17 protein-coding genes are annotated in these 16,861 nt (G+C 69.4%); 5 read left to right on the top strand and 12 right to left on the bottom strand.

Annotated elements, in window-relative coordinates; translation table 11 throughout:
* Positions 1–272 precede the first annotated feature (272 nt).
* From G4G93_RS08160 to G4G93_RS08175, 4 genes are all read right to left on the bottom strand, one after another.
* Positions 273–518 carry a hypothetical protein gene (locus G4G93_RS08160; RefSeq protein WP_165082981.1) on the bottom strand — a complete coding sequence of 82 codons (246 nt, stop codon included), beginning with the start codon at positions 516–518 and terminating at the stop codon, positions 273–275.
* 25 nt (positions 519–543) lie between these two features.
* Positions 544–1,452, bottom strand: a complete 909-nt coding sequence (locus G4G93_RS08165) for an SDH family Clp fold serine proteinase (protein ID WP_206289617.1) — start codon at positions 1,450–1,452, stop codon at positions 544–546.
* A gap of 375 nt (positions 1,453–1,827) precedes the next feature.
* Positions 1,828–2,256: a hypothetical protein gene (locus G4G93_RS35505; RefSeq protein ID WP_206289618.1), complete on the bottom strand. Its 429-nt coding sequence runs from the start codon at positions 2,254–2,256 to the stop codon at positions 1,828–1,830.
* Between the two features lie 159 nt (positions 2,257–2,415).
* Positions 2,416–3,057 (bottom strand): urease accessory protein UreE, encoded by a 642-nt coding sequence (locus tag G4G93_RS08175; protein ID WP_165082983.1) that lies wholly within the window; start codon positions 3,055–3,057, stop codon positions 2,416–2,418.
* A gap of 253 nt (positions 3,058–3,310) precedes the next feature.
* Between G4G93_RS08175 and G4G93_RS08180 the strand changes: the two genes are divergently transcribed.
* The 3 genes from G4G93_RS08180 to G4G93_RS08190 all read left to right on the top strand — a co-directional run bounded on the left by G4G93_RS08180 (position 3,311) and on the right by G4G93_RS08190 (position 5,253).
* Positions 3,311–3,580, top strand: coding sequence for a hypothetical protein (locus G4G93_RS08180; RefSeq protein WP_109957573.1), 270 nt, complete (start codon positions 3,311–3,313; stop codon positions 3,578–3,580).
* Positions 3,581–3,767: 187 nt separating this feature from the next.
* Positions 3,768–4,493: a DnaJ family molecular chaperone gene (locus G4G93_RS08185; protein WP_165082985.1), complete on the top strand. Its 726-nt coding sequence runs from the start codon at positions 3,768–3,770 to the stop codon at positions 4,491–4,493.
* A 4-nt stretch (positions 4,494–4,497) separates the two neighbouring features.
* Positions 4,498–5,253, top strand: a complete 756-nt coding sequence (locus tag G4G93_RS08190) for an N-acetylmuramoyl-L-alanine amidase (RefSeq protein ID WP_165082987.1) — start codon at positions 4,498–4,500, stop codon at positions 5,251–5,253.
* Positions 5,254–5,286: 33 nt separating this feature from the next.
* Here G4G93_RS08190 and G4G93_RS08195 read toward each other — a convergent pair whose 3' ends face one another.
* Positions 5,287–6,333, bottom strand: a complete 1,047-nt coding sequence (locus G4G93_RS08195; RefSeq protein WP_165083232.1) for a TerC family protein — start codon at positions 6,331–6,333, stop codon at positions 5,287–5,289.
* Between the two features lie 217 nt (positions 6,334–6,550).
* Here G4G93_RS08195 and G4G93_RS08200 point away from each other — a divergent pair, with 217 nt between their 5' ends.
* Complete coding sequence (locus tag G4G93_RS08200) at positions 6,551–7,768, top strand: TIGR03862 family flavoprotein (RefSeq protein WP_165082989.1); 1,218 nt, start codon at positions 6,551–6,553, stop codon at positions 7,766–7,768.
* Between the two features lie 444 nt (positions 7,769–8,212).
* Here the strand turns inward: G4G93_RS08200 and G4G93_RS08205 are convergent, their stop codons facing one another.
* The gene (locus tag G4G93_RS08205; protein ID WP_165082991.1) at positions 8,213–9,067 is read right to left on the bottom strand and encodes a collagen-like protein; all 855 of its coding nucleotides are present in this window, start codon (positions 9,065–9,067) and stop codon (positions 8,213–8,215) included.
* Between the two features lie 117 nt (positions 9,068–9,184).
* Positions 9,185–9,730 carry a formaldehyde-activating enzyme gene (locus tag G4G93_RS08210; RefSeq protein WP_165082993.1) on the bottom strand — a complete coding sequence of 182 codons (546 nt, stop codon included), beginning with the start codon at positions 9,728–9,730 and terminating at the stop codon, positions 9,185–9,187.
* A gap of 148 nt (positions 9,731–9,878) precedes the next feature.
* On the opposite strand from G4G93_RS08210, the gene G4G93_RS08215 reads away from it, so the two are divergent.
* Positions 9,879–10,091 carry a hypothetical protein gene (locus tag G4G93_RS08215; protein WP_165082995.1) on the top strand — a complete coding sequence of 71 codons (213 nt, stop codon included), beginning with the start codon at positions 9,879–9,881 and terminating at the stop codon, positions 10,089–10,091.
* A 4-nt stretch (positions 10,092–10,095) separates the two neighbouring features.
* Here G4G93_RS08215 and G4G93_RS08220 read toward each other — a convergent pair whose 3' ends face one another.
* The 5 genes from G4G93_RS08220 to G4G93_RS08240 form a co-directional block, all read right to left on the bottom strand.
* Positions 10,096–10,521, bottom strand: coding sequence for a hypothetical protein (locus tag G4G93_RS08220; RefSeq protein ID WP_165082997.1), 426 nt, complete (start codon positions 10,519–10,521; stop codon positions 10,096–10,098).
* Positions 10,522–10,587: 66 nt separating this feature from the next.
* Positions 10,588–10,833, bottom strand: a complete 246-nt coding sequence (locus G4G93_RS08225) for a hypothetical protein (protein ID WP_165082999.1) — start codon at positions 10,831–10,833, stop codon at positions 10,588–10,590.
* A 57-nt stretch (positions 10,834–10,890) separates the two neighbouring features.
* Positions 10,891–14,640 carry a methionine synthase gene (metH, locus tag G4G93_RS08230; protein ID WP_165083001.1) on the bottom strand — a complete coding sequence of 1,250 codons (3,750 nt, stop codon included), beginning with the start codon at positions 14,638–14,640 and terminating at the stop codon, positions 10,891–10,893.
* 103 nt (positions 14,641–14,743) lie between these two features.
* Positions 14,744–15,658, bottom strand: a complete 915-nt coding sequence (metF, locus tag G4G93_RS08235) for a methylenetetrahydrofolate reductase [NAD(P)H] (protein ID WP_165083004.1) — start codon at positions 15,656–15,658, stop codon at positions 14,744–14,746.
* 36 nt (positions 15,659–15,694) lie between these two features.
* A complete protein-coding gene (locus G4G93_RS08240) occupies positions 15,695–16,684 on the bottom strand; it encodes a metalloregulator ArsR/SmtB family transcription factor (protein WP_165083006.1) in 990 nt (329 codons plus the stop codon).
* Positions 16,685–16,861: the final 177 nt, after the last annotated feature.

Here is a 16,861-nt window from a genome sequence, read left to right on the forward strand (position 1 = left end):
AGCACGCGGCAGCCGGGATGTGCCGACGTCGGCATCGAGACGCAAGGCGTGCAGCGGCGGACTGATGCGATCGGGCGGAGGTTGGGCCCGATGGCGTTCCTGGGGGCTGGAGAGGACGAAGGGCTCGCCCTTCGTCCTGCCGATCGCTCGAGGCGCAGGCCCATTCGGCACCTCGACGCGGCGCTCGAGCAGATCTCCACTCGCGCGAAGCTGGAGGGTGTGACGACACAGAACCCCCGGCACTCATTCGCTTCCATGGCCGGCGAACTCGTTCATGCCAACGGCGCCAACAGCACCGCCGTCCTCACCGCATTCCGCCGCCGGGCCGGTGTCGCATCCTCGACCGCCAGTTCGTCGGCCGACCACTGGTGAGCCATGACGGCCGCGGCGACGTCGAGGCGCTTGTCGCCGATCTCCAGCACCACCGGCTTCGAAGGGTCGGCGAGATAGGCTGCCGTCGCCGCCTCGAGGGCGTCCTCAGTCAGGAGCTTTGCCTTGTAGGCCTCGCCGGCGGTCATGAGGTACCCAGTTCTTGCTGATTAATTAACCAATCACCCAGGCATTGCCGGCTGAGTTTTCGATTATCTTCACCGATTGGGTCCGCGCAAATGTCGCCATATAGGAATGATGGACACTAAGAAGACTTTCTTGCAGATCTTGGTCATCTTCGATGGCGGCGACATTTAGGCCAATCGCCCTACACTTATCAATTAAATAATGCTCGCCATGCTCTGTATTTTCACTGTAGTTCATCAAACCTGAAATGACAGCTTCGGCTGCGATTTCAGGATTCTGCAAATGTGCAAACATGTTGCCGGCCAGCCATCCTTTGACCATTGCACGAGCGCCCTTTACTGAGCGCTCGCAGTCAAGAATAAATGCTGGCGGGTATTTAGCAAAAACAGCCTGCCAGACGATCTGGCGCATGGGATCTTTCTTGATGTCTTCGATTGCTTTATCGACTTCAGCCAATATGCCCATAGCCGGCAGACCATTGACCTGCGGATCGGTTGGTCCCAAGCATGAGTGCTTGGCCATGAATATTTGCTTGGCGGCACAGGCAATCATAGTGCCGACACTCATTGCCATATGCGGTATGAACACCCGCAGGTCGGTACCAAACATCTTGTAAAGGTATTCTACCATGGCGCGGCCGGCCTCAATTCCTCCGCCGGGCGTATGCAGGACAAGGTCAAGACCCTGCGATCTATCAAGGCCGTGAACAACGGCCATAAGACCGTTCATGTCGAGGTCGCTGACCGCACACTCGGGATGCATCCGGCCGGATGCATCCCGTCTGAGTAAAAACCCTGAATAATATGCTATAACAGGCCGCTTTAGCCTTCCGGCGAGCTGGCCTATATACTTTTGACGGACCGCATTCTGCGCGTCGTGAAAGCCCTGACCCTGGAGCGAGTCAATCTCTAAGTTGATCTCGTTCCATGTCGGCATGTTTGTTCTGCACCGTATTAGACCGGATAGTCACCGGCGTGAACTCCCCATACCCGGAGAGCGAAGGAAAGACCGGGGTCGAATACGATGAGGAGGAACGGCTGAAATCGACTTGCGGGATCGGAGCCTCAACAAGCGATATGCCGAGGGCTTGAAGGCTCGCTTGGCGGTCCGTCATGGCTTTCCTCGCCCGGCGTTTACCATGGTCATCGCGCGTCGGTAGCATGTCTTCCTCCACCGTGCCAGCCACGATGCAGGTTGGTCCCAACCTAACTAGATGGGTCGGGTTCCACCCCTCACCGGGTCGTGAGATCCAACCAGACCTCTATGGTGTCAGGCTTGCCACTCGTGGCGCGTCCCCGCATTCAACTTAGTTCACAGCGAGCGGCCCCCGAAATCCCAGATCGGCACCATGCCCGGCATCTTCACCGGCTCGTGCCGGTAGGCTGTCCACTTCCCGAGCTTGATCCACTCGGGCGTGACCTCGTGCACGTCCACCGACAGCGGGATCAGGATCCCGCAGAAGTCGCCGCGCAGCGTCCCGGTGTCCGGGCCCACGCCGAACAGCCTCAGGGTGTCCCACCCGGTCTCATGCGCCTGGACGCCCCACCGATCGATGAAGCCGCAGAGGCGTGCGTGCGTGTCGCGCCACTCGTCGGGGCGCAGGCCGCGGCACGGGACGACGCCCGGCGACAGGCTGGCGAGGCCGCGGGACCAGGCGAGGACGGCGGGTGGAACCCCTGCGGGGTCGGGCGGATACGTGGGGTCGACTACAGCATTTCGTACAGCATGAAGGGACAGCACCGGCGATTTCCCTAGGCAAAAGCCTCTCCGTCCGTCCCATCCATCATGGGGGCGACGGAGAAGCGCCAGGGCGAGGGAGAGGCAGTGTCGATCATGGCCGTGAGGTGGTGATCCGCCCGGCCTTGTCCATGCCGGGCCCCGTCGGAGGTGGGAAGCGCGTCAATGCCCGTGCTTGCAGTCCGGGCCGTGGACATGCTCGTGGCCGTGCTCATGCGCAGGGTGGTCGTGCGCGTGTCCGTGCCGGTGGCCGTGGTCGTGATGGGCATGGTCGTGATGCCCGTGATCGTGGTCCTTGCGATCGTGGCCCTCGTGGGCATGGTCGTGGCCGTGATGGGCGTGGCCGTGGTCGTGCCCGCAGGTGCTGTGGTCGTGGGCCGCCGCCTCCTTCTCCGGGCGGAACGGGCGCAGGAGCGCGCCCGCGGTGCAGCCCTGGCTGCGGATCAGCTCGGCCACCACGGGATCGTCGAGGACGTAGAGCGCGTCGGCCGTCACCTCGGCCTGGACGTGGTTGCTGCCGAGCTGCCAGGCGAGGCGGGTCAGGCGGACCGGATTCTCGGCCTTGACCGCGAGCAGGGCCTGCGGGGCGGCGAGGATGCGCACCAGGCGCCCGTCCTCCAGGCGCACCGCGTCGCCGTCCTCGAGGGTGGTCTCGCGGTCGAGGTCGAGGCGAAAGGCGAGGCCGCCCTGCGCGGTCAGCTCGGCGTGGCGGCGCGAGCGGGCGGCGTGGTCGAGGGCGACCTCGTCGGCGACGGCGTCGGGGCGCACGGCGGCTTTGCGGACGATGGTGGTGGCGCGCTGCATCGGGTCCTCGCGGGCATTCGGGCCGGATTGTCCGGCTTCCTGTAGAGCATTTGGCGGACCGGCGGCAGGGCCCGCCCCGTGTGACCTCGGCGCCGCACCTGAACGGTTCGTGTCCCAACCGGCCCGGGTGTCGGGAACCATCGCACGGCCAAGCTCATTTGGCGTTCGGCTGCGGTACGGCTAAGCTGGGTGGCAGCGGCGCGGGCATGAGGCCCGGGGCCAGAGACCGCGACATGCACGAGGGGACAACACCATGAAGAAGCTCATCGCCGCCACGCTCGCCGGCGCCCTGGCGCTCTCGGTCGGCGCCTGCAACACCCCCGGCGACCGCGCGGCCGGCGGTGCCGCCCTCGGCGGCCTGACCGGCGCGGCGATCGGCGCGGCGGCCACGGGCCGGGCCGGCGGCGCCCTCGCGGGCGGCCTGATCGGCGCGGCCGGCGGCGCCGTGGTCGGTGCGGCCACCGCCCCCCAGTGCCCCTACGGCACCTACCGCGACCCCTACGGCAACGTCTACTGCCGCTGAGCGCCATCGCGTGACGACCCCGGCGGCGCGCCCGCCGGGGTCGTCCGCCCGACGGGATGCTTCGCCGGGTGCGCTTCCACATTCCGCGGCGGCGTCCGGGGCGCTACAAGGGCGGCATGACGCGCGCCCGAATCCCACCATCCTTCGTCCCGCCAACGCCCTCCCTGCCCCAGGCCCGGAGGCGCGCGTGAGCCAGGGTGTCTGGGGCAAGCTCGGCGGTGCCGGTATCGGTCTCGCCGCCGGCGGTCCGCTCGGCGCGCTGATCGGGGCCGTCGCCGGCCATTTCCTCCTCGACCGCGAGGGCTCGCTGCTCGGGCCCACGCCCCGCGAGGTGGTGTTCACCACCGGGCTCGTGGCGCTCGCCGCCAAGATGGCGAAGTCGGACGGGGTGGTGACACCCTCCGAGGTCGCGGCCTTCGCCGACATCGTGCAGGTGCCCGAGCACGAGCGCGCCGGCGTCGAGCGGCTGTTCGACCTCGCCAAGCGCACCACCAGCGGCTTCGAGGGCTATGCCCGCCAGGTCGCCGAAGCCTTCCGCGACGAGCCGGCCCTGCTCGAGGACGTGCTCGACGGCCTGTTCCACATTGCCAAGGCGGACGGCGCGATCCACGAGAGCGAGGCGCGCTACCTCGCCGCGGTGGCGGAGATCTTCGGCTTCGACGCGGCGCGCTTCGCCGCCATCACCGCCCGGCACGTGCGCCTCGCCGACGACCCCTATGAGGTCCTGGGCGCGCCCCGCACCCTCACCGACGCCGAGTTGAAGGCGCGCTACCGGGCGCTCGTCTCCGAGAACCATCCCGACCGGGCGATCGCCCGCGGCCTGCCGCCCGCGGCAGTGGCCATCGCGACCCGGCGCCTCGCGGCCATCAACGCCGCCTACGACCGCATCGCCGCCGAGCGGCACCTGAGCTGAGCCGATGAGCCTCTCCCCCGACAGTCCCGTCGCCACCCAGGTGGTGCCCTCCCCCAACCACGACGAGCGGACCCTGCCGGTCGACGTCCTGATCCTGCACTATACCGGCATGGCGAGCGCCGCCGAGGCGCTGCTGCGGCTCTGCAACCCGCTGTCCAAGGTCTCGTCGCACTACCTCGTCTTCGAGGAGGGCCGGGTGGTGCAGATGGTGCCGGAGGCCCGCCGCGCCTGGCACGCCGGCATATCGGCCTGGGAGGGCGTGCGCGACATGAACTCGCGCTCGATCGGGATCGAGATCGCGCATCCGGGCCACGCCGAGGACGGCACCGTGGCGCCCTACACCGAGGCGCAGATGGCGGCGGTGTCGGCCTTGTGCCGCGACATCCTCGGGCGCTGGCCGATCCGCCCCGACCGGGTGCTCGGCCATTCCGACATCGCGCCCGAGCGCAAGATCGACCCCGGCGAGAGCTTCCCGTGGGGTCCCCTCCACCGGGACGGGATCGGCCATTGGGTGCCCCCGGCCCCGATCCGAGACGGGCGGTTCTTCGCCGAGGGCGATGCCGGCCAGCCGATCGAGGCGCTGCAATCGATGTTCGCGCTCTACGGCTACGACGTGCCGGTGACCGGCATCTTCGACGCCCGGACGAAGGCGGTGGTGACGGCGTTCCAGCGCCACTTCCGGCCGACCCGGATCGACGGCGTGGCGGATGCCTCGACCATCACGACGCTGCGGGACCTGCTGGCAGGCAAGCGGGCGTAAGAGAAGGGGGGCCGCTGCGCCCCCCCCCTTTCCTCACCCGTGGCTGCTGCCGAGCCGTTCGCGTGGCGCCTCGGCTTGGGGCGGGGTCTCGGCCGGCGCCTCGACCGCGCCACGGGTCCGCCACAGGCTGTAGACGATGCCGCCGGCGAGCAGGACCACGGTCACCACCAGGGCGACCCAGGGCTGGATCTCGATCAGCTCGAACGTATCCGCCACCACGATCTTCAGGCCGATGAAGATCAGGATCAGGGCGAGCGCGGTCTTGAGATAGGCGAATCGGTCGACCATCGCGGCGAGCGCGAAGTAGAGCGCACGCAGGCCAAGGATCGCGAAGATGTTCGAGGTGTAGACCACGTAGGTGTCGGTGGTGATGGCGAAGATCGCCGGCACGCTGTCGACCGCGAAGATCACGTCGGCGCCGTTCACCAGCACCAGGGCCAGGGCGAGCGGGGTGAGCCAGCGCACCGGCTTGCCGGTCTTCGGATCGGGCCGACGGGTGGTGAAGTTCTGGCCGTCGAGCTCGTCCGTCACCCGCATGTGCCGGCGCATGAAGCCGGTGAAACGGTCGGCGGACTTGTTCTCGCCCTCCTCCTCGTCACCGGACACCAGCATCTTGATGCCAGCATAGATCAGGAAGGCGGCGAAGATCGTCAGCACCCACTCGGCCTGGTGGACGAGGGCGGCGCCGAGCCCGATCATCAGGCCGCGCAGCACGATCGCCGCCAGGATGCCCCAGAGCAATACCCTGTGCTGGGCGTTGCGGGGAATGCCGAGATACCCGAAGATCACCGCGATGACGAAGACGTTGTCCATCGACAGCGACTTCTCGACCACGAGGCCGGCCAGGTATTCCTGGCCCGCCTGCGGGCCGATATACCACCAGACCCAGCCGCCGAAGATGAGGCCGAGGGTGAGGTAGAAGGCAGTGAGGAGCAGGCTCTCCTTCACGCCGATCTCGCGGCTCTTGTCGCGGTGCAGGAGACCGAGATCGAGGGCGAGCAGGATGAAGATGACGGCGTGGAAGCCGAGCCACATCCAGATCGGCTTGCCGAGCCACGACATATACAGGAAATCGACCATCGCGGGACCGTGATGCTTCGAGGAAGAAAGCATCGGCTCCGACATCACGAGCGCGCGTTGCGTCACTCGCCAGAGGGGCCCGCAGCCGATGGGAGCGACTTATGTCCCGGATGGCGGCGGATCAAGGGCAGCGGGCGGTCACGGCCACGCTCTTATTTTTGCGCCCTGCCCGCGCGGCAGGTTGACAGGGCGGCCCGCGTCGCGGCCTTGGCGGCGGATGACGACAGCGCGCATGCACGTGGCGGTGATCGGGGGTGGGCCCGCGGGCCTCTCCGCCGCCGAGATCCTGGCGACAGCCGGCCTGCAGGTCACCGTGATCGAGCGGATGCCCTCGCCGGCCCGCAAGCTGCTGATCGCCGGGCGCGGCGGCCTCAACCTCACCCACAGCGAGCCGCTGGAGCGCTTCCTTGCCCGCTACGCTCCCGTGGAGCGACGCCTTGACGCAGCGATCCGGGAATTTTCGCCGCAGGCCCTGCGCGACTGGTGCGAGGCCCTCGGCCAGCCGACTTTCGTCGGTTCGAGCGGCCGGGTGTTTCCGCAAGCCTTCAAGGCGTCGCCGCTGCTGCGCGCCTGGCTCGCCCGGCTCGATCGCCTCGGGGTCGCCCTGCGCACCCGCACCCGCTGGACCGGTTGGGATGCGCAGGGCTCGCTGACGCTGACCGGCGAGGACGGCGCCGATACCCTGAGGGCCGACGCGACGGTGCTGGCGCTCGGCGGGGCGAGCTGGCCGCGGCTCGGCTCGGACGGCACCTGGGTGCCGGTGCTGGAGGAAGGGGGCGTGTCGGTGAGCCCCCTGCGGCCGGCCAATGCGGGCTTCACCGCCGCCTGGTCGCCGGTCTTCGCCGAGCGCTTCGCCGGTGCCCCGCTCAAGCGCATCGCGCTCCGCCTCGGGCCTGCCCAGGTGCGGGGCGAGGCCGTCATCACCCGCGAGGGCATCGAGGGTGGCGCGGTCTATGCGCTCTCGCGCCCGATCCGCGAGGCGATCGAGGCGCGGGGCGAAGCGCGAGTGACGCTCGACCTGCGGCCCGACCTCGACGACGCCACCCTCGCCCGCCGCCTCGCCGGAGCGCGGCCGAAGGAGTCCCGCGCCACGGTTCTACGCAAGGCGGCAGGCCTGAACCCGCCGGCCGCCGGCCTGCTGCGCGAGGCCTTGCGCGACCTGCCGGCCGACCCGGCGTCCCTGGCGGCGCTGATCAAGGCGGTGCCCTTGCGGCTCACCGGCCTGCGGCCGATCGAGCGGGCGATCTCCACGGCCGGCGGCGTCGCCTTCTCGGGCCTCGACGAGCGCTTCATGCTGCGGTCCCGCCCCGGCACCTTCCTCGCCGGCGAGATGCTCGACTGGGAGGCGCCGACCGGCGGCTACCTGCTCCAGGCGAGCTTCGCCAGCGGCCGGGCGGCGGCGAAGGGGGTGCTGGACTGGCTCGGGGAGCGATAGAGCATTTTCCGATCAAGCGGGGACCGGCTCGTCGCAGAACATGCATCACAATCGAAGATATCGAGCGACACCCGACGCCAACGCCGCGGTGCATGACTGATTTGCGGCCAAGTTCGATCGACCGAAGCTTGTCCGACTTAACCTAACGGCATCGATACTTCCTGTATCGTAAAGCTCCCCGTCCAATCCTCCCCTCCTCTGCGAGGGAAGATAGCCTGCGGAGCAGGCCGGGAGAGGGGAACCACGCTTCCGGATAAAGCGGAGCCGTTGTGAAGGATGCCACATCCTTCATCGTCGCGCTGCCCCTCTCCCGCCCCGCATCCGCGGGGCACCCTCCCCCGCAGAGGGGGAGGGGTTCTTGCGTGGCGGCCATCGCTTCCCGCACCGCTCAACCTGCTGTGTCGTGTCCCATGGTGCAACGCGCTCGGACGCCGCTCCAGAACCTCACAGCTTGGCGCAGAACCCGACCATGCCGGAACTGTCCGGCGGGCAGAGCGCCACTGCCTGGCCGCTCTCCCGGCGGGTGAAGTTCGGCGTGCCGCCGCGCAGGCAATAGGCCGAGACGAAGGTCTCGCCCTCGTCGCAGGCGAGTTCGCAATGCGGCGTGCTGCAACCGTCGGTGCGCAGCATCCGGAACGGCAGGGCGGTGCTCGCCGCCGCCGCGGTTCCCACCGATCCGGCCGGACCCTGCGGCCCGGGGGGACCCGCTTCGCCCTTCGCACCTGCTTCGCCCTTGGGACCCGCTTCGCCTTTGGGACCGGGATCGCCCTTGGGGCCCGCCTCGCCGCGCGGACCCGCCGGCCCCGGCTCGCCCTTGAGCCCGGCCTCGCCCTTGGGGCCTGCGTCGCCCTTGGGTCCGGCCGGCCCGGCGAGTCCGGCCTGTCCTTGCGGCCCGGTCGGGCCCGGCTCGCCCTTGGCGCCCGGGGCGCCGGTGGCGCCGCAATTGGCGATCGCGATCTCGCGGGAGGCCTCGCCGGCCTTGAGGGTCGCGACGCAGTTCTGCGGCACGTAGGGCACCTTCAGGGTGAAGCGCCCGCGCTTGTCCGAGGTGACCGGGATGTCGTCGTCGAGGGTGACGACCACGCCGGCCTTGCCGACGCTGCCCGACACCGTGAGGTCGCCGGCCTCGATCCGGGCGTCCCAGACCGTGATGGCGGCTTGCGCCGGGGCGGCGGCACGCCCGCCCGCCGGCGCCTGCTGCGCGAGTCTCTGGGGCGCCTGAGCGAGGCCCGGACCGGACAGGGCTGCACCGGCGGACAGGGCCGCAGACAGGATCAACGCGGCGCGGAATGGACGCATCGTTCAGCCTCAAGGCGTGACGGAGGAGCCCGCGCGCGGAGTCGTGGTGGCGGGCGCCGCACCTTGCGGCGCTGTCAAGCTGCGGTCAACTGCGCAGACGCCCGCCGGCAAGCCCCCTCAGGCCTCGTCGTCGAGCACGCCGTCGAGGGCGTAGTGGCGCACGGTATGGCGGTTGGCGATCAGCTCGTCGACCGTCGGCTCGCCCTTCAGCGCCCGGGCGATGGCGAGCTTCGTCGCCTCGTAATTGGTGCGGTAGAGGTCCTTGCGGTCGAGGTTCGGGTCCTCGGGGCAGCGCGGGTCGAGCCAGATCATGATGATCATGCACAGCTCGTCGAGCCCGTCGCGGGGCAGGATGCCCTCGATGATGCAGTCGACGATCGCGTCGCCGGTCGCGGCCTGGACCACGCCGCCGAGGAGTTCGACGTATTCGGCGGTGTGGATCGTCGCCTTGGTGGTCATCATCGTGGCCGGGCGCACCAGCTGGTTGAGGTCGCGCACCACGAACATCCGGGTATGGCCCTGGACCTGCCCCATCATCGAGGCGAAGGCCTGTCCCACCGGCCCGCGTACCGAGCCGATCAGCACCTCGGGCATCGCGTCGGTGTACTGGCCCTCGGCCGCCAGCACGGTGGCCTCGCCGGTGCGGAAGACGATCTCGCTCATGGTCCGATTCCCTCGGTTCACATCCCGGCGCGGGTCGACCACGGCGACCGTCGCAGCGTCAACCGCCGCGAACCCATCGACCTGTCCGGAAATTGGTCTATAGGGCCGGGGGCCGGGGTGTTTCGCCCCGAAGAACTGATGCGGACGGATGAGCGATCGCGACTGGACCCTGAGGGTGACGCCGACCGAGGCGGGCGTGCGGCTCGAACTGGACCTCGCCGACCTCGACGGCACGCCGGTCACGGCGGCGATCGCCCTCGATCGGGCCGAGGCACGCCGCTTCGCCCGGGCGATGCTGGCGGCGGCCGGCGACGCGGCCGAGCGGACCTTCCCGCATCCGCCGATGCACGAGGGAGAGTAAGGGCTCAGTACCGCCCCGGCAGGCGCGGCACCTTGGTGCCGGGCTTCTCGACCGGCTCGGCGCAGGAATAGACGAACTCGGTCTGGAGATCGGTGAACACCGTCTCGCCGACGATGGTGCAAGTCTCCCGCGCCGTCTCCTTGAGGTAGGTCGTGGCAGCCTCGGAGAAGCGGCGGCGGCGGGTCAGCGCCGGATCCCGGCCGTCGAGGCCGCAGCCGGCAATCTCCCGCAGGTTGTTCGAGACGATCAGGACCTTGCGCTGCTGGCGCTGGTCATAGACCTCGTAGGGGTCGTTGCAGCCGATCGTGACCACCTGCGGCTGGAGGCCGACATAGGTCTTCGAGATGTAGGAGAATTCGGTGCAGCCGGCCACCGCCGCGACGGCGCCCGCCACGGCGACGAGGGCGAGCCTCCCTGGTCCTGTCCGCATCCCCGATCCTTCCCGCATCCTCAAGCCCAGCTTTGAGCCGGGGCGGGCGCGGCGGTCAAGCCCGGGTCAGATGGTGGGTTCGTCCTCCTCCACTGCCCCGTCGACAGGCATAAGCGGCTGCTCGATCGCAACTTGCACGATGTCGTCGTCCAGCGGGCCGACGAGACGACGGAGCCGATCCCCGTTCTCCGGGATGTCCGCCGACGTCTCGACCGGCTCTTTCAGGACCGCCTCGACATCGGCATCGAGCGGTTGCACCCGCTCCTGAAGCCAGTCCCAGCGTCCCGGTACCGGCTTGTCGATCTCGTCCATGCGCCCCCCCGGGGTTGCGCCCATCATGACGACGGGCTGTCCCCGGAGGCAAGCGCCCTACTCCGCCGCCGCGCGATACCGCGCCGGATCATAGTTCAGGATCGGGCCGAGCCAGCGCTCGACCTCGATCACGTCCATCCCCTTGCGGGCGGCGTAATCCTCGACCTGATCCCGCTCCACCTTGGCGACGCCGAAGTAATGCGCGTCCGGATGGGCGATGTAGAGGCCCGAGACCGAGGAACCCGGCCACATCGCGTAGGACTCGGTCAGCTTGACGCCGATCCGCGGCTCGGCCTGGAGCAGGTCGAACAGGGTGACCTTCTCGGTGTGGTCGGGCTGGGCCGGATAGCCCGGGGCCGGGCGGATGCCGGCATAGGGCTCGGTGACGAGGTCGGCCGGAGCATAGGTCTCGTCGGCGGCGTAGGCCCAGAACTCCCGGCGCACCCGCTCGTGCATCCGCTCGGCGAAGGCCTCGGCGATGCGGTCGGCCAGCGCCTTGACCAGGATCGAGCGGTAATCGTCGTTCTGGCGCTCGAACCGCTCGGCGATCCGCACCTCCTCCAGGCCCGCCGTGACCACGAAGCCGCCGACATAGTCGGGCAGCCCGCTCCCGGCCGGGGCGACGAAGTCCGACAGGCAGGTATTGGGCCGGCCGTCGCGCTTCGAGAGCTGCTGGCGCAGGCCGTGGAAGGTGGCGAGCGTGTCGGTCCGGCTCTCGCCGGTGAACAGCCGGATGTCGTCGCCGACCGCGTTGGCAGGCCAGAAGCCGATCACCGCCTTCGGGTTGAACCAGCGCTCCTCGACGATCTGGCGCAGCATCGCTTGTGCATCCTCGAACAGGGCGCGGGCGGCCGGCCCCTGCTCGGGGTCGTCGAGGATCGCCGGATAGCGGCCCTTGAACTCGTAGGTCTGCAGGAACGGCGTCCAGTCGATGTAAGGAACGAGTTCCGCCACCTCGTAGCTGCGGAACACCCGCGTGCCGGTGAAGGTCGGCTTGACGGGCTTGTAGGCCGCCCAGTCGGCCTTGAAGGCGTTGGCGCGGGCACGCGCCAGGGCTAAGCGCTGCTTGTCGGCCTCCGAGCGGGCATGGGCCTCGGCGACGCGCTTGTACTCGGCCCGGACCGTCTCGATGGTCTGCGCCTTGGTGTCGGGCGAGAGCAGGTTCGAGACCACGCCGACGGCGCGGCTGGCATCGGTCACGTAGACCGCCTGGCCCTTGGCGTAGGCCGGGTGGATCTTCACCGCGGTGTGGACCCGGCTCGTCGTCGCGCCGCCGATGAGGAGCGGCACGTCGAAGCCCTCGCGCTCCATCTCGGCCGCGACATGGACCATCTCGTCCAGCGACGGGGTGATGAGACCCGAGAGACCGACGATGTCGACGTTCTCGCGCCGCGCGGTGTCGAGGATCTTGGCCGCCGGCACCATCACGCCGAGATCGATGATCTCGTAGTTGTTGCAGGCCAGCACGACGCCGACGATGTTCTTGCCGATGTCGTGGACATCGCCCTTCACGGTCGCCATCAGCACCTTGCCGGCCGCCTGCCGGCCGCCGACGCCGCCATTGGCGGCTTTCTCCGCCTCCATGTACGGCATCAGGTAGGCCACCGCCTGCTTCATCACCCGGGCCGACTTCACCACCTGCGGCAGGAACATCTTTCCGGCCCCGAACAGGTCGCCGACCACGTTCATGCCGGCCATCAGCGGGCCCTCGATGACGTGGAGCGGGCGCTCGGCCTTGGCCCGGGCCTCCTCGGTATCGGCCTCGATGTACTCGGTGATGCCGTTGACGAGCGCGTGCTCCAGGCGCTTCTCGACCGGGGCCTCGCGCCAGGCGAGGTCGGCGGTCTTGTCGCGGGCCTGGCCGCCTTCCTTGAAGCGGGCGGCGGCGTCGAGCAGCCGCTCGGTCGCGTCCTCGCGGCGGTTGAGGACCACGTCCTCGCACAGTTCGCGGAGTTCCGCGGGCAGCTCGTCGTAGACCGCGAGCTGGCCGGCATTCACGATGCCCATATCCATGCCGACCTTGATCGCATGGTACAGGAACACCGCGTGCATCGCCTCGCGCACCGGCTCGTTGCCGCGGAAGGCGAAGGACAGGTTCGAGATGCCGCCCGAGATATGGGCGTGGGGCAGGGTCTCGCGGATGATCCGGGCCGCCTCGATGAAGGCGACGCCGTAGCCGTTATGCTCCTCGATGCCCGTCGCCACCGCGAAGACGTTGGGATCGAAGATGATGTCCTCGGGCGGGAAGCCGACCTGCTCGGTGAGAACCTTGTAGGCGCGGGTGCAGATCGCGACCTTGCGCTCGAGCGAATCGGCCTGGCCCTGCTCGTCGAAGGCCATCACCACCACGGCGGCGCCGTAGGACCGGCAGATCTTCGCCTCCGCGACGAACTTCTCCTCGCCCTCCTTGAGGGAGATCGAGTTCACGATCGCCTTGCCCTGCACGCATTTCAGGCCGGCCTCGATGACCGGGAACTTCGAGGAATCGATCATCACCGGGACGCGGGCGATGTCGGGCTCGGCGGCGACGAGGTTCAGGAACTCGACCATCGCCTTCTGCGAATCGAGCAGGCCCTCGTCCATGTTGACGTCGATGATCTGGGCGCCGGCCGCGACCTGATCGCGGGCGACGTCGAGGGCGGCGGCGTAGTCGCCATTGGTGACGAGCTTGCGGAAGCGCGCCGAGCCGGTGACGTTGGTGCGCTCGCCCACGTTCACGAACGGGATCTCGGGCGTCAGGGTGAAGGGCTCTAGCCCTGAGAGCCGCATCAGGGGCTTCACGGTGGGCACCCGGCGCGGCGCCTTGCCGGCGACGGCCCCGGCGATGGCGCGGATGTGGTCCGGCGTGGTGCCGCAGCAGCCGCCGACCATGTTGACGAGGCCGCTCTCGGCGAACTCGCCGACGAGCCCGGCCATCGCCTCCGGGCTCTCGTCGTAGAGGCCGAACTCGTTCGGCAGGCCGGCATTCGGATAGGCGCAGATCAGCGTGTCGCAGGTGCGCGACAGCTCGTCGATATGGGCGCGCATCTCGCGGGCGCCGAGCGCGCAGTTGAGGCCGAAGGTCAGCGGGTCGGCGTGGCGCAAGGAATGCCAGAAGGCGGTCGGGGTCTGGCCCGAGAGAGTGCGGCCCGAGAGGTCGGTGATGGTGCCCGAGATCATGGTCGGCAGGCGGGTGCCGGTCTCCTCGAACACCTGCCAAGCCGCCGCCACCGCCGCCTTGGCGTTGAGCGTATCGAAGATCGTCTCGATCAGGATCAGCTCGGCGCCGCCGGCGATCAGGCCGCGGACCTGCTCGGCATAGGCCTCGCGGACCTGGTCGAAGGTCACGGCGCGGTAGCCCGGATTGTTGACGTCCGGCGAGATCGACAGGGTGCGGTTCGTCGGGCCGATGGCACCGGCGACGAAGCGGCGGCGTCCGTCCTGCTTCTCGGCGAGCACGGCCGCCTCGCGAGCGAGCCGCGCGCCTTGCGCGTTCAGCTCGTGGATGACCGATTCCATCCCGTAATCGGCCTGGGCGATCGTGGTGCCCGAGAAGGTGTTGGTCTCGACGACGTCGGCGCCGGCCAGGAAGTAGTCGAGGTGGATCTGCCGGATCGCATCGGGCTGACTGAGGATCAGGAGGTCGTTGTTGCCCTTCTGGTCGTGGGCGTGCTCGCGAAAGCGGTCGCTGCGGAAATCCGCCTCGGTCAGGCCGAGGCGCTGGATCACCGTGCCCATCGCTCCGTCGAGGACGAGGATTTTCTCCGCCGCGCGCCGGCGCAGGGCGGTCAGGATGTCGGCACCGTCGGCGGGGCGGAAATCGGTCATCGGGAGGGGGTTCCAGCGGATCGGGTCGATACAGGGTGCAGAATCAGGCCGGGCCGCGCGGAGCGGCCCGGGAGACTTTCGGTAGTGGAGCGACTTGAGGAGATCAGGCCGCCGCCTTCTCCGCCGCCACCGGCGCCGCGCGCAAGCCCAGGAGGTGGCAGATCGCGTAGACGAGGTCGGCGCGGTTCATGGTGTAGAAGTGGAAGTCGGTGATGCCGCGGTCGACGAGGTCCAGCACCTGCTCGGCGGCGACCGCCGCGGCCACCAGCTTGCGGGTCGCGACGTCGTCGTCCAGCCCCTCGAAGCGGGCGGCGAGCCAGTCCGGCACCGAGGCGCCGGTGCGGCGGGCGAAGTTGGCGGCCTGCTTGAAGTTCTGCACCGGCAGGATGCCCGGGATGATCGGGATGGTGATCCCCCGGGCCCGCACCCGGTCGAGGTAGCGGAAGAACAGGTCGTTCTCGAAGAAGAACTGGGAGATGGCGCGGTCGGCGCCACAATCGACCTTGGCCTTCAGCGCATCGAGATCCTGATCGAGGGAGCCGGCCTCGGGGTGACGCTCGGGATAGGCCGAGACCGAGACCTCGAAGTCGCCGACGCGCTTGATGCCGGCGACGAGGTCGCAGGAGCGCTCGTAGCCGCCCGGATGCGGGGCGTAGGCCGAGCCGACACCGTCCGCCGGGTCGCCGCGCAGGGCCACGATGTGGCGCACGCCGGCCTCGTGGTAGGCGCGCACCACGTCGTCGACCTCGCCCTTGGTCGCCGCCACGCAGGTGAGGTGGGCGGCGGGCTTCAGGTCGGTCTCGCGCACCAGGCGCGCCACGGTGTTGTGGGTGCGCTCGCGGGTCGAGCCGCCGGCGCCGTAGGTCACCGAGACGAAGCTGGGGCCGAGCGGCGCCAGGCGCTCGATCGACGACCACAGGGTGGCCTCCATCTCGGCGGTCTTCGGCGGGAAGAACTCGAACGAGACGCGGATCGGGCGGCAGCTCTCGCGGCTCGGGCGGAAGGAGGTGGCGAACATCGGCGGCCTCGGCAGACAATCGAGAGAGGTGAGAATTCAGGCGACGGCGCGGTCGGGCAAACCAGCCGCGGCTTCGGGGTGATGGGCGAGCCAGAGCGTGACGGTGAGCTGGTGCTCCGCGCCCCCGGCCGGGGCGAGGTGGCGCAGCCGCACGTCGGTCAGGCCGGCTTCGGAGAGCCAGCCCGCGACCTGCTCCGGGGCGAAGCCGAGGCGGCGATGCGCCTCGTCCGCGCGCAGGAATTCCAGGCTGTGGGGGGCGAAATCGACCACAAGGAGGCGACCGCCCGGGGCGACGAGGCGGGCGGCCTCGCGCAGGGCCCGCGCCGGGTCGTCGAGATAGTGCAGCACCTGGTGGATCAGCACGAGATCGAAGCTCGCCCGGCCGAAGGGGGGCGCGTGGATGTCGCCCTGACGCAGGTCGATCCGGGTCAGGCCCTGGCGCTCCAGGTTGGCGCGGGCCACCGACAGCATGGCGTGGTTGGCGTCCAGCCCCGTCGCCCGCGCGGCCCGCGGCGCCAGGAGGCCGAGCATCCGCCCGGTGCCGGTGCCGAGATCGACGACGCTGCCGATCGGGCCGGGGCCGAGCGCGTCGAGCACCGCCGCCTCGACGGTGGCCTCCGGCACGTGGAGCGAGCGCACCCTGTCCCATTGCGGCGCCAGCCGCGCGAAGAAGCTCTGGGCGGCCTCCGCGCGCTGCGCCCGTACCGCCTGGAGCCGGGCCCGGTCCTCGGAGAGCGGCGGCTCGGCGGCATCGAGGGCGGAGATCAGCGGCGCCACCAGAGCGGCCACCCCCTCGCGCAGGCGGAAGAACGCCCAGGCGCCCTCCCGATGGCGCACCACCAGCCCGGCCTCGACCAGGAGCTTGAGGTGACGGGAGATGCGCGGCTGCGACTGGCCGAGGATGTCGGTGAGGTCGGAGACCGACAACTCGCCCTCGCCGAGCAGCACCAGGATGCGCAGGCGCGTCTCCTCCGCGGCGGCCCGCAGCACGCCCAGGGCGTCGACGAAGGGGACGGTGGCGGTCATGCCTGGAAGCTCCTCACCTCCGATGCGAAACATAAAGATATCTTTATGTGAGACACGGCGGCGGCGCAAGCGGCGTTTCCCGGCTACGCTTGTTTCCGGGCGACATGCCGTTCTCCCCTGGCGCCAAGGACCCCGATCCTGGCATGGCCGCCTGAATCGATCGCGAAGCGGAGGCCG

It is taken from the genome of Methylobacterium sp. DB0501 (assembly GCF_011043735.1).
Lineage (GTDB): Bacteria > Pseudomonadota > Alphaproteobacteria > Rhizobiales > Beijerinckiaceae > Methylobacterium > Methylobacterium alsaeris.

Coding starts and splice junctions, on each gene's coding strand:
- G4G93_RS08160 (WP_165082981.1), bottom strand. CDS start 518: ATGACCGCCGGCGAGGCCTACAAGGCAAAGCTCCTGACTGAGGACGCC.
- G4G93_RS08165 (WP_206289617.1), bottom strand. CDS start 1,452: ATGCCGACATGGAACGAGATCAACTTAGAGATTGACTCGCTCCAGGGT.
- G4G93_RS08175 (WP_165082983.1), bottom strand. CDS start 3,057: ATGCAGCGCGCCACCACCATCGTCCGCAAAGCCGCCGTGCGCCCCGAC.
- G4G93_RS08180 (WP_109957573.1), top strand. CDS start 3,311: ATGAAGAAGCTCATCGCCGCCACGCTCGCCGGCGCCCTGGCGCTCTCG.
- G4G93_RS08190 (WP_165082987.1), top strand. CDS start 4,498: ATGAGCCTCTCCCCCGACAGTCCCGTCGCCACCCAGGTGGTGCCCTCC.
- G4G93_RS08195 (WP_165083232.1), bottom strand. CDS start 6,333: ATGGTCGATTTCCTGTATATGTCGTGGCTCGGCAAGCCGATCTGGATG.
- G4G93_RS08200 (WP_165082989.1), top strand. CDS start 6,551: ATGACGACAGCGCGCATGCACGTGGCGGTGATCGGGGGTGGGCCCGCG.
- G4G93_RS08205 (WP_165082991.1), bottom strand. CDS start 9,067: ATGCGTCCATTCCGCGCCGCGTTGATCCTGTCTGCGGCCCTGTCCGCC.
- G4G93_RS08210 (WP_165082993.1), bottom strand. CDS start 9,730: ATGAGCGAGATCGTCTTCCGCACCGGCGAGGCCACCGTGCTGGCGGCC.
- G4G93_RS08215 (WP_165082995.1), top strand. CDS start 9,879: ATGAGCGATCGCGACTGGACCCTGAGGGTGACGCCGACCGAGGCGGGC.
- G4G93_RS08220 (WP_165082997.1), bottom strand. CDS start 10,521: ATGCGGACAGGACCAGGGAGGCTCGCCCTCGTCGCCGTGGCGGGCGCC.
- G4G93_RS08225 (WP_165082999.1), bottom strand. CDS start 10,833: ATGGACGAGATCGACAAGCCGGTACCGGGACGCTGGGACTGGCTTCAG.
- metH (WP_165083001.1), bottom strand. CDS start 14,640: ATGACCGATTTCCGCCCCGCCGACGGTGCCGACATCCTGACCGCCCTG.
- metF (WP_165083004.1), bottom strand. CDS start 15,658: ATGTTCGCCACCTCCTTCCGCCCGAGCCGCGAGAGCTGCCGCCCGATC.
- G4G93_RS08240 (WP_165083006.1), bottom strand. CDS start 16,684: ATGACCGCCACCGTCCCCTTCGTCGACGCCCTGGGCGTGCTGCGGGCC.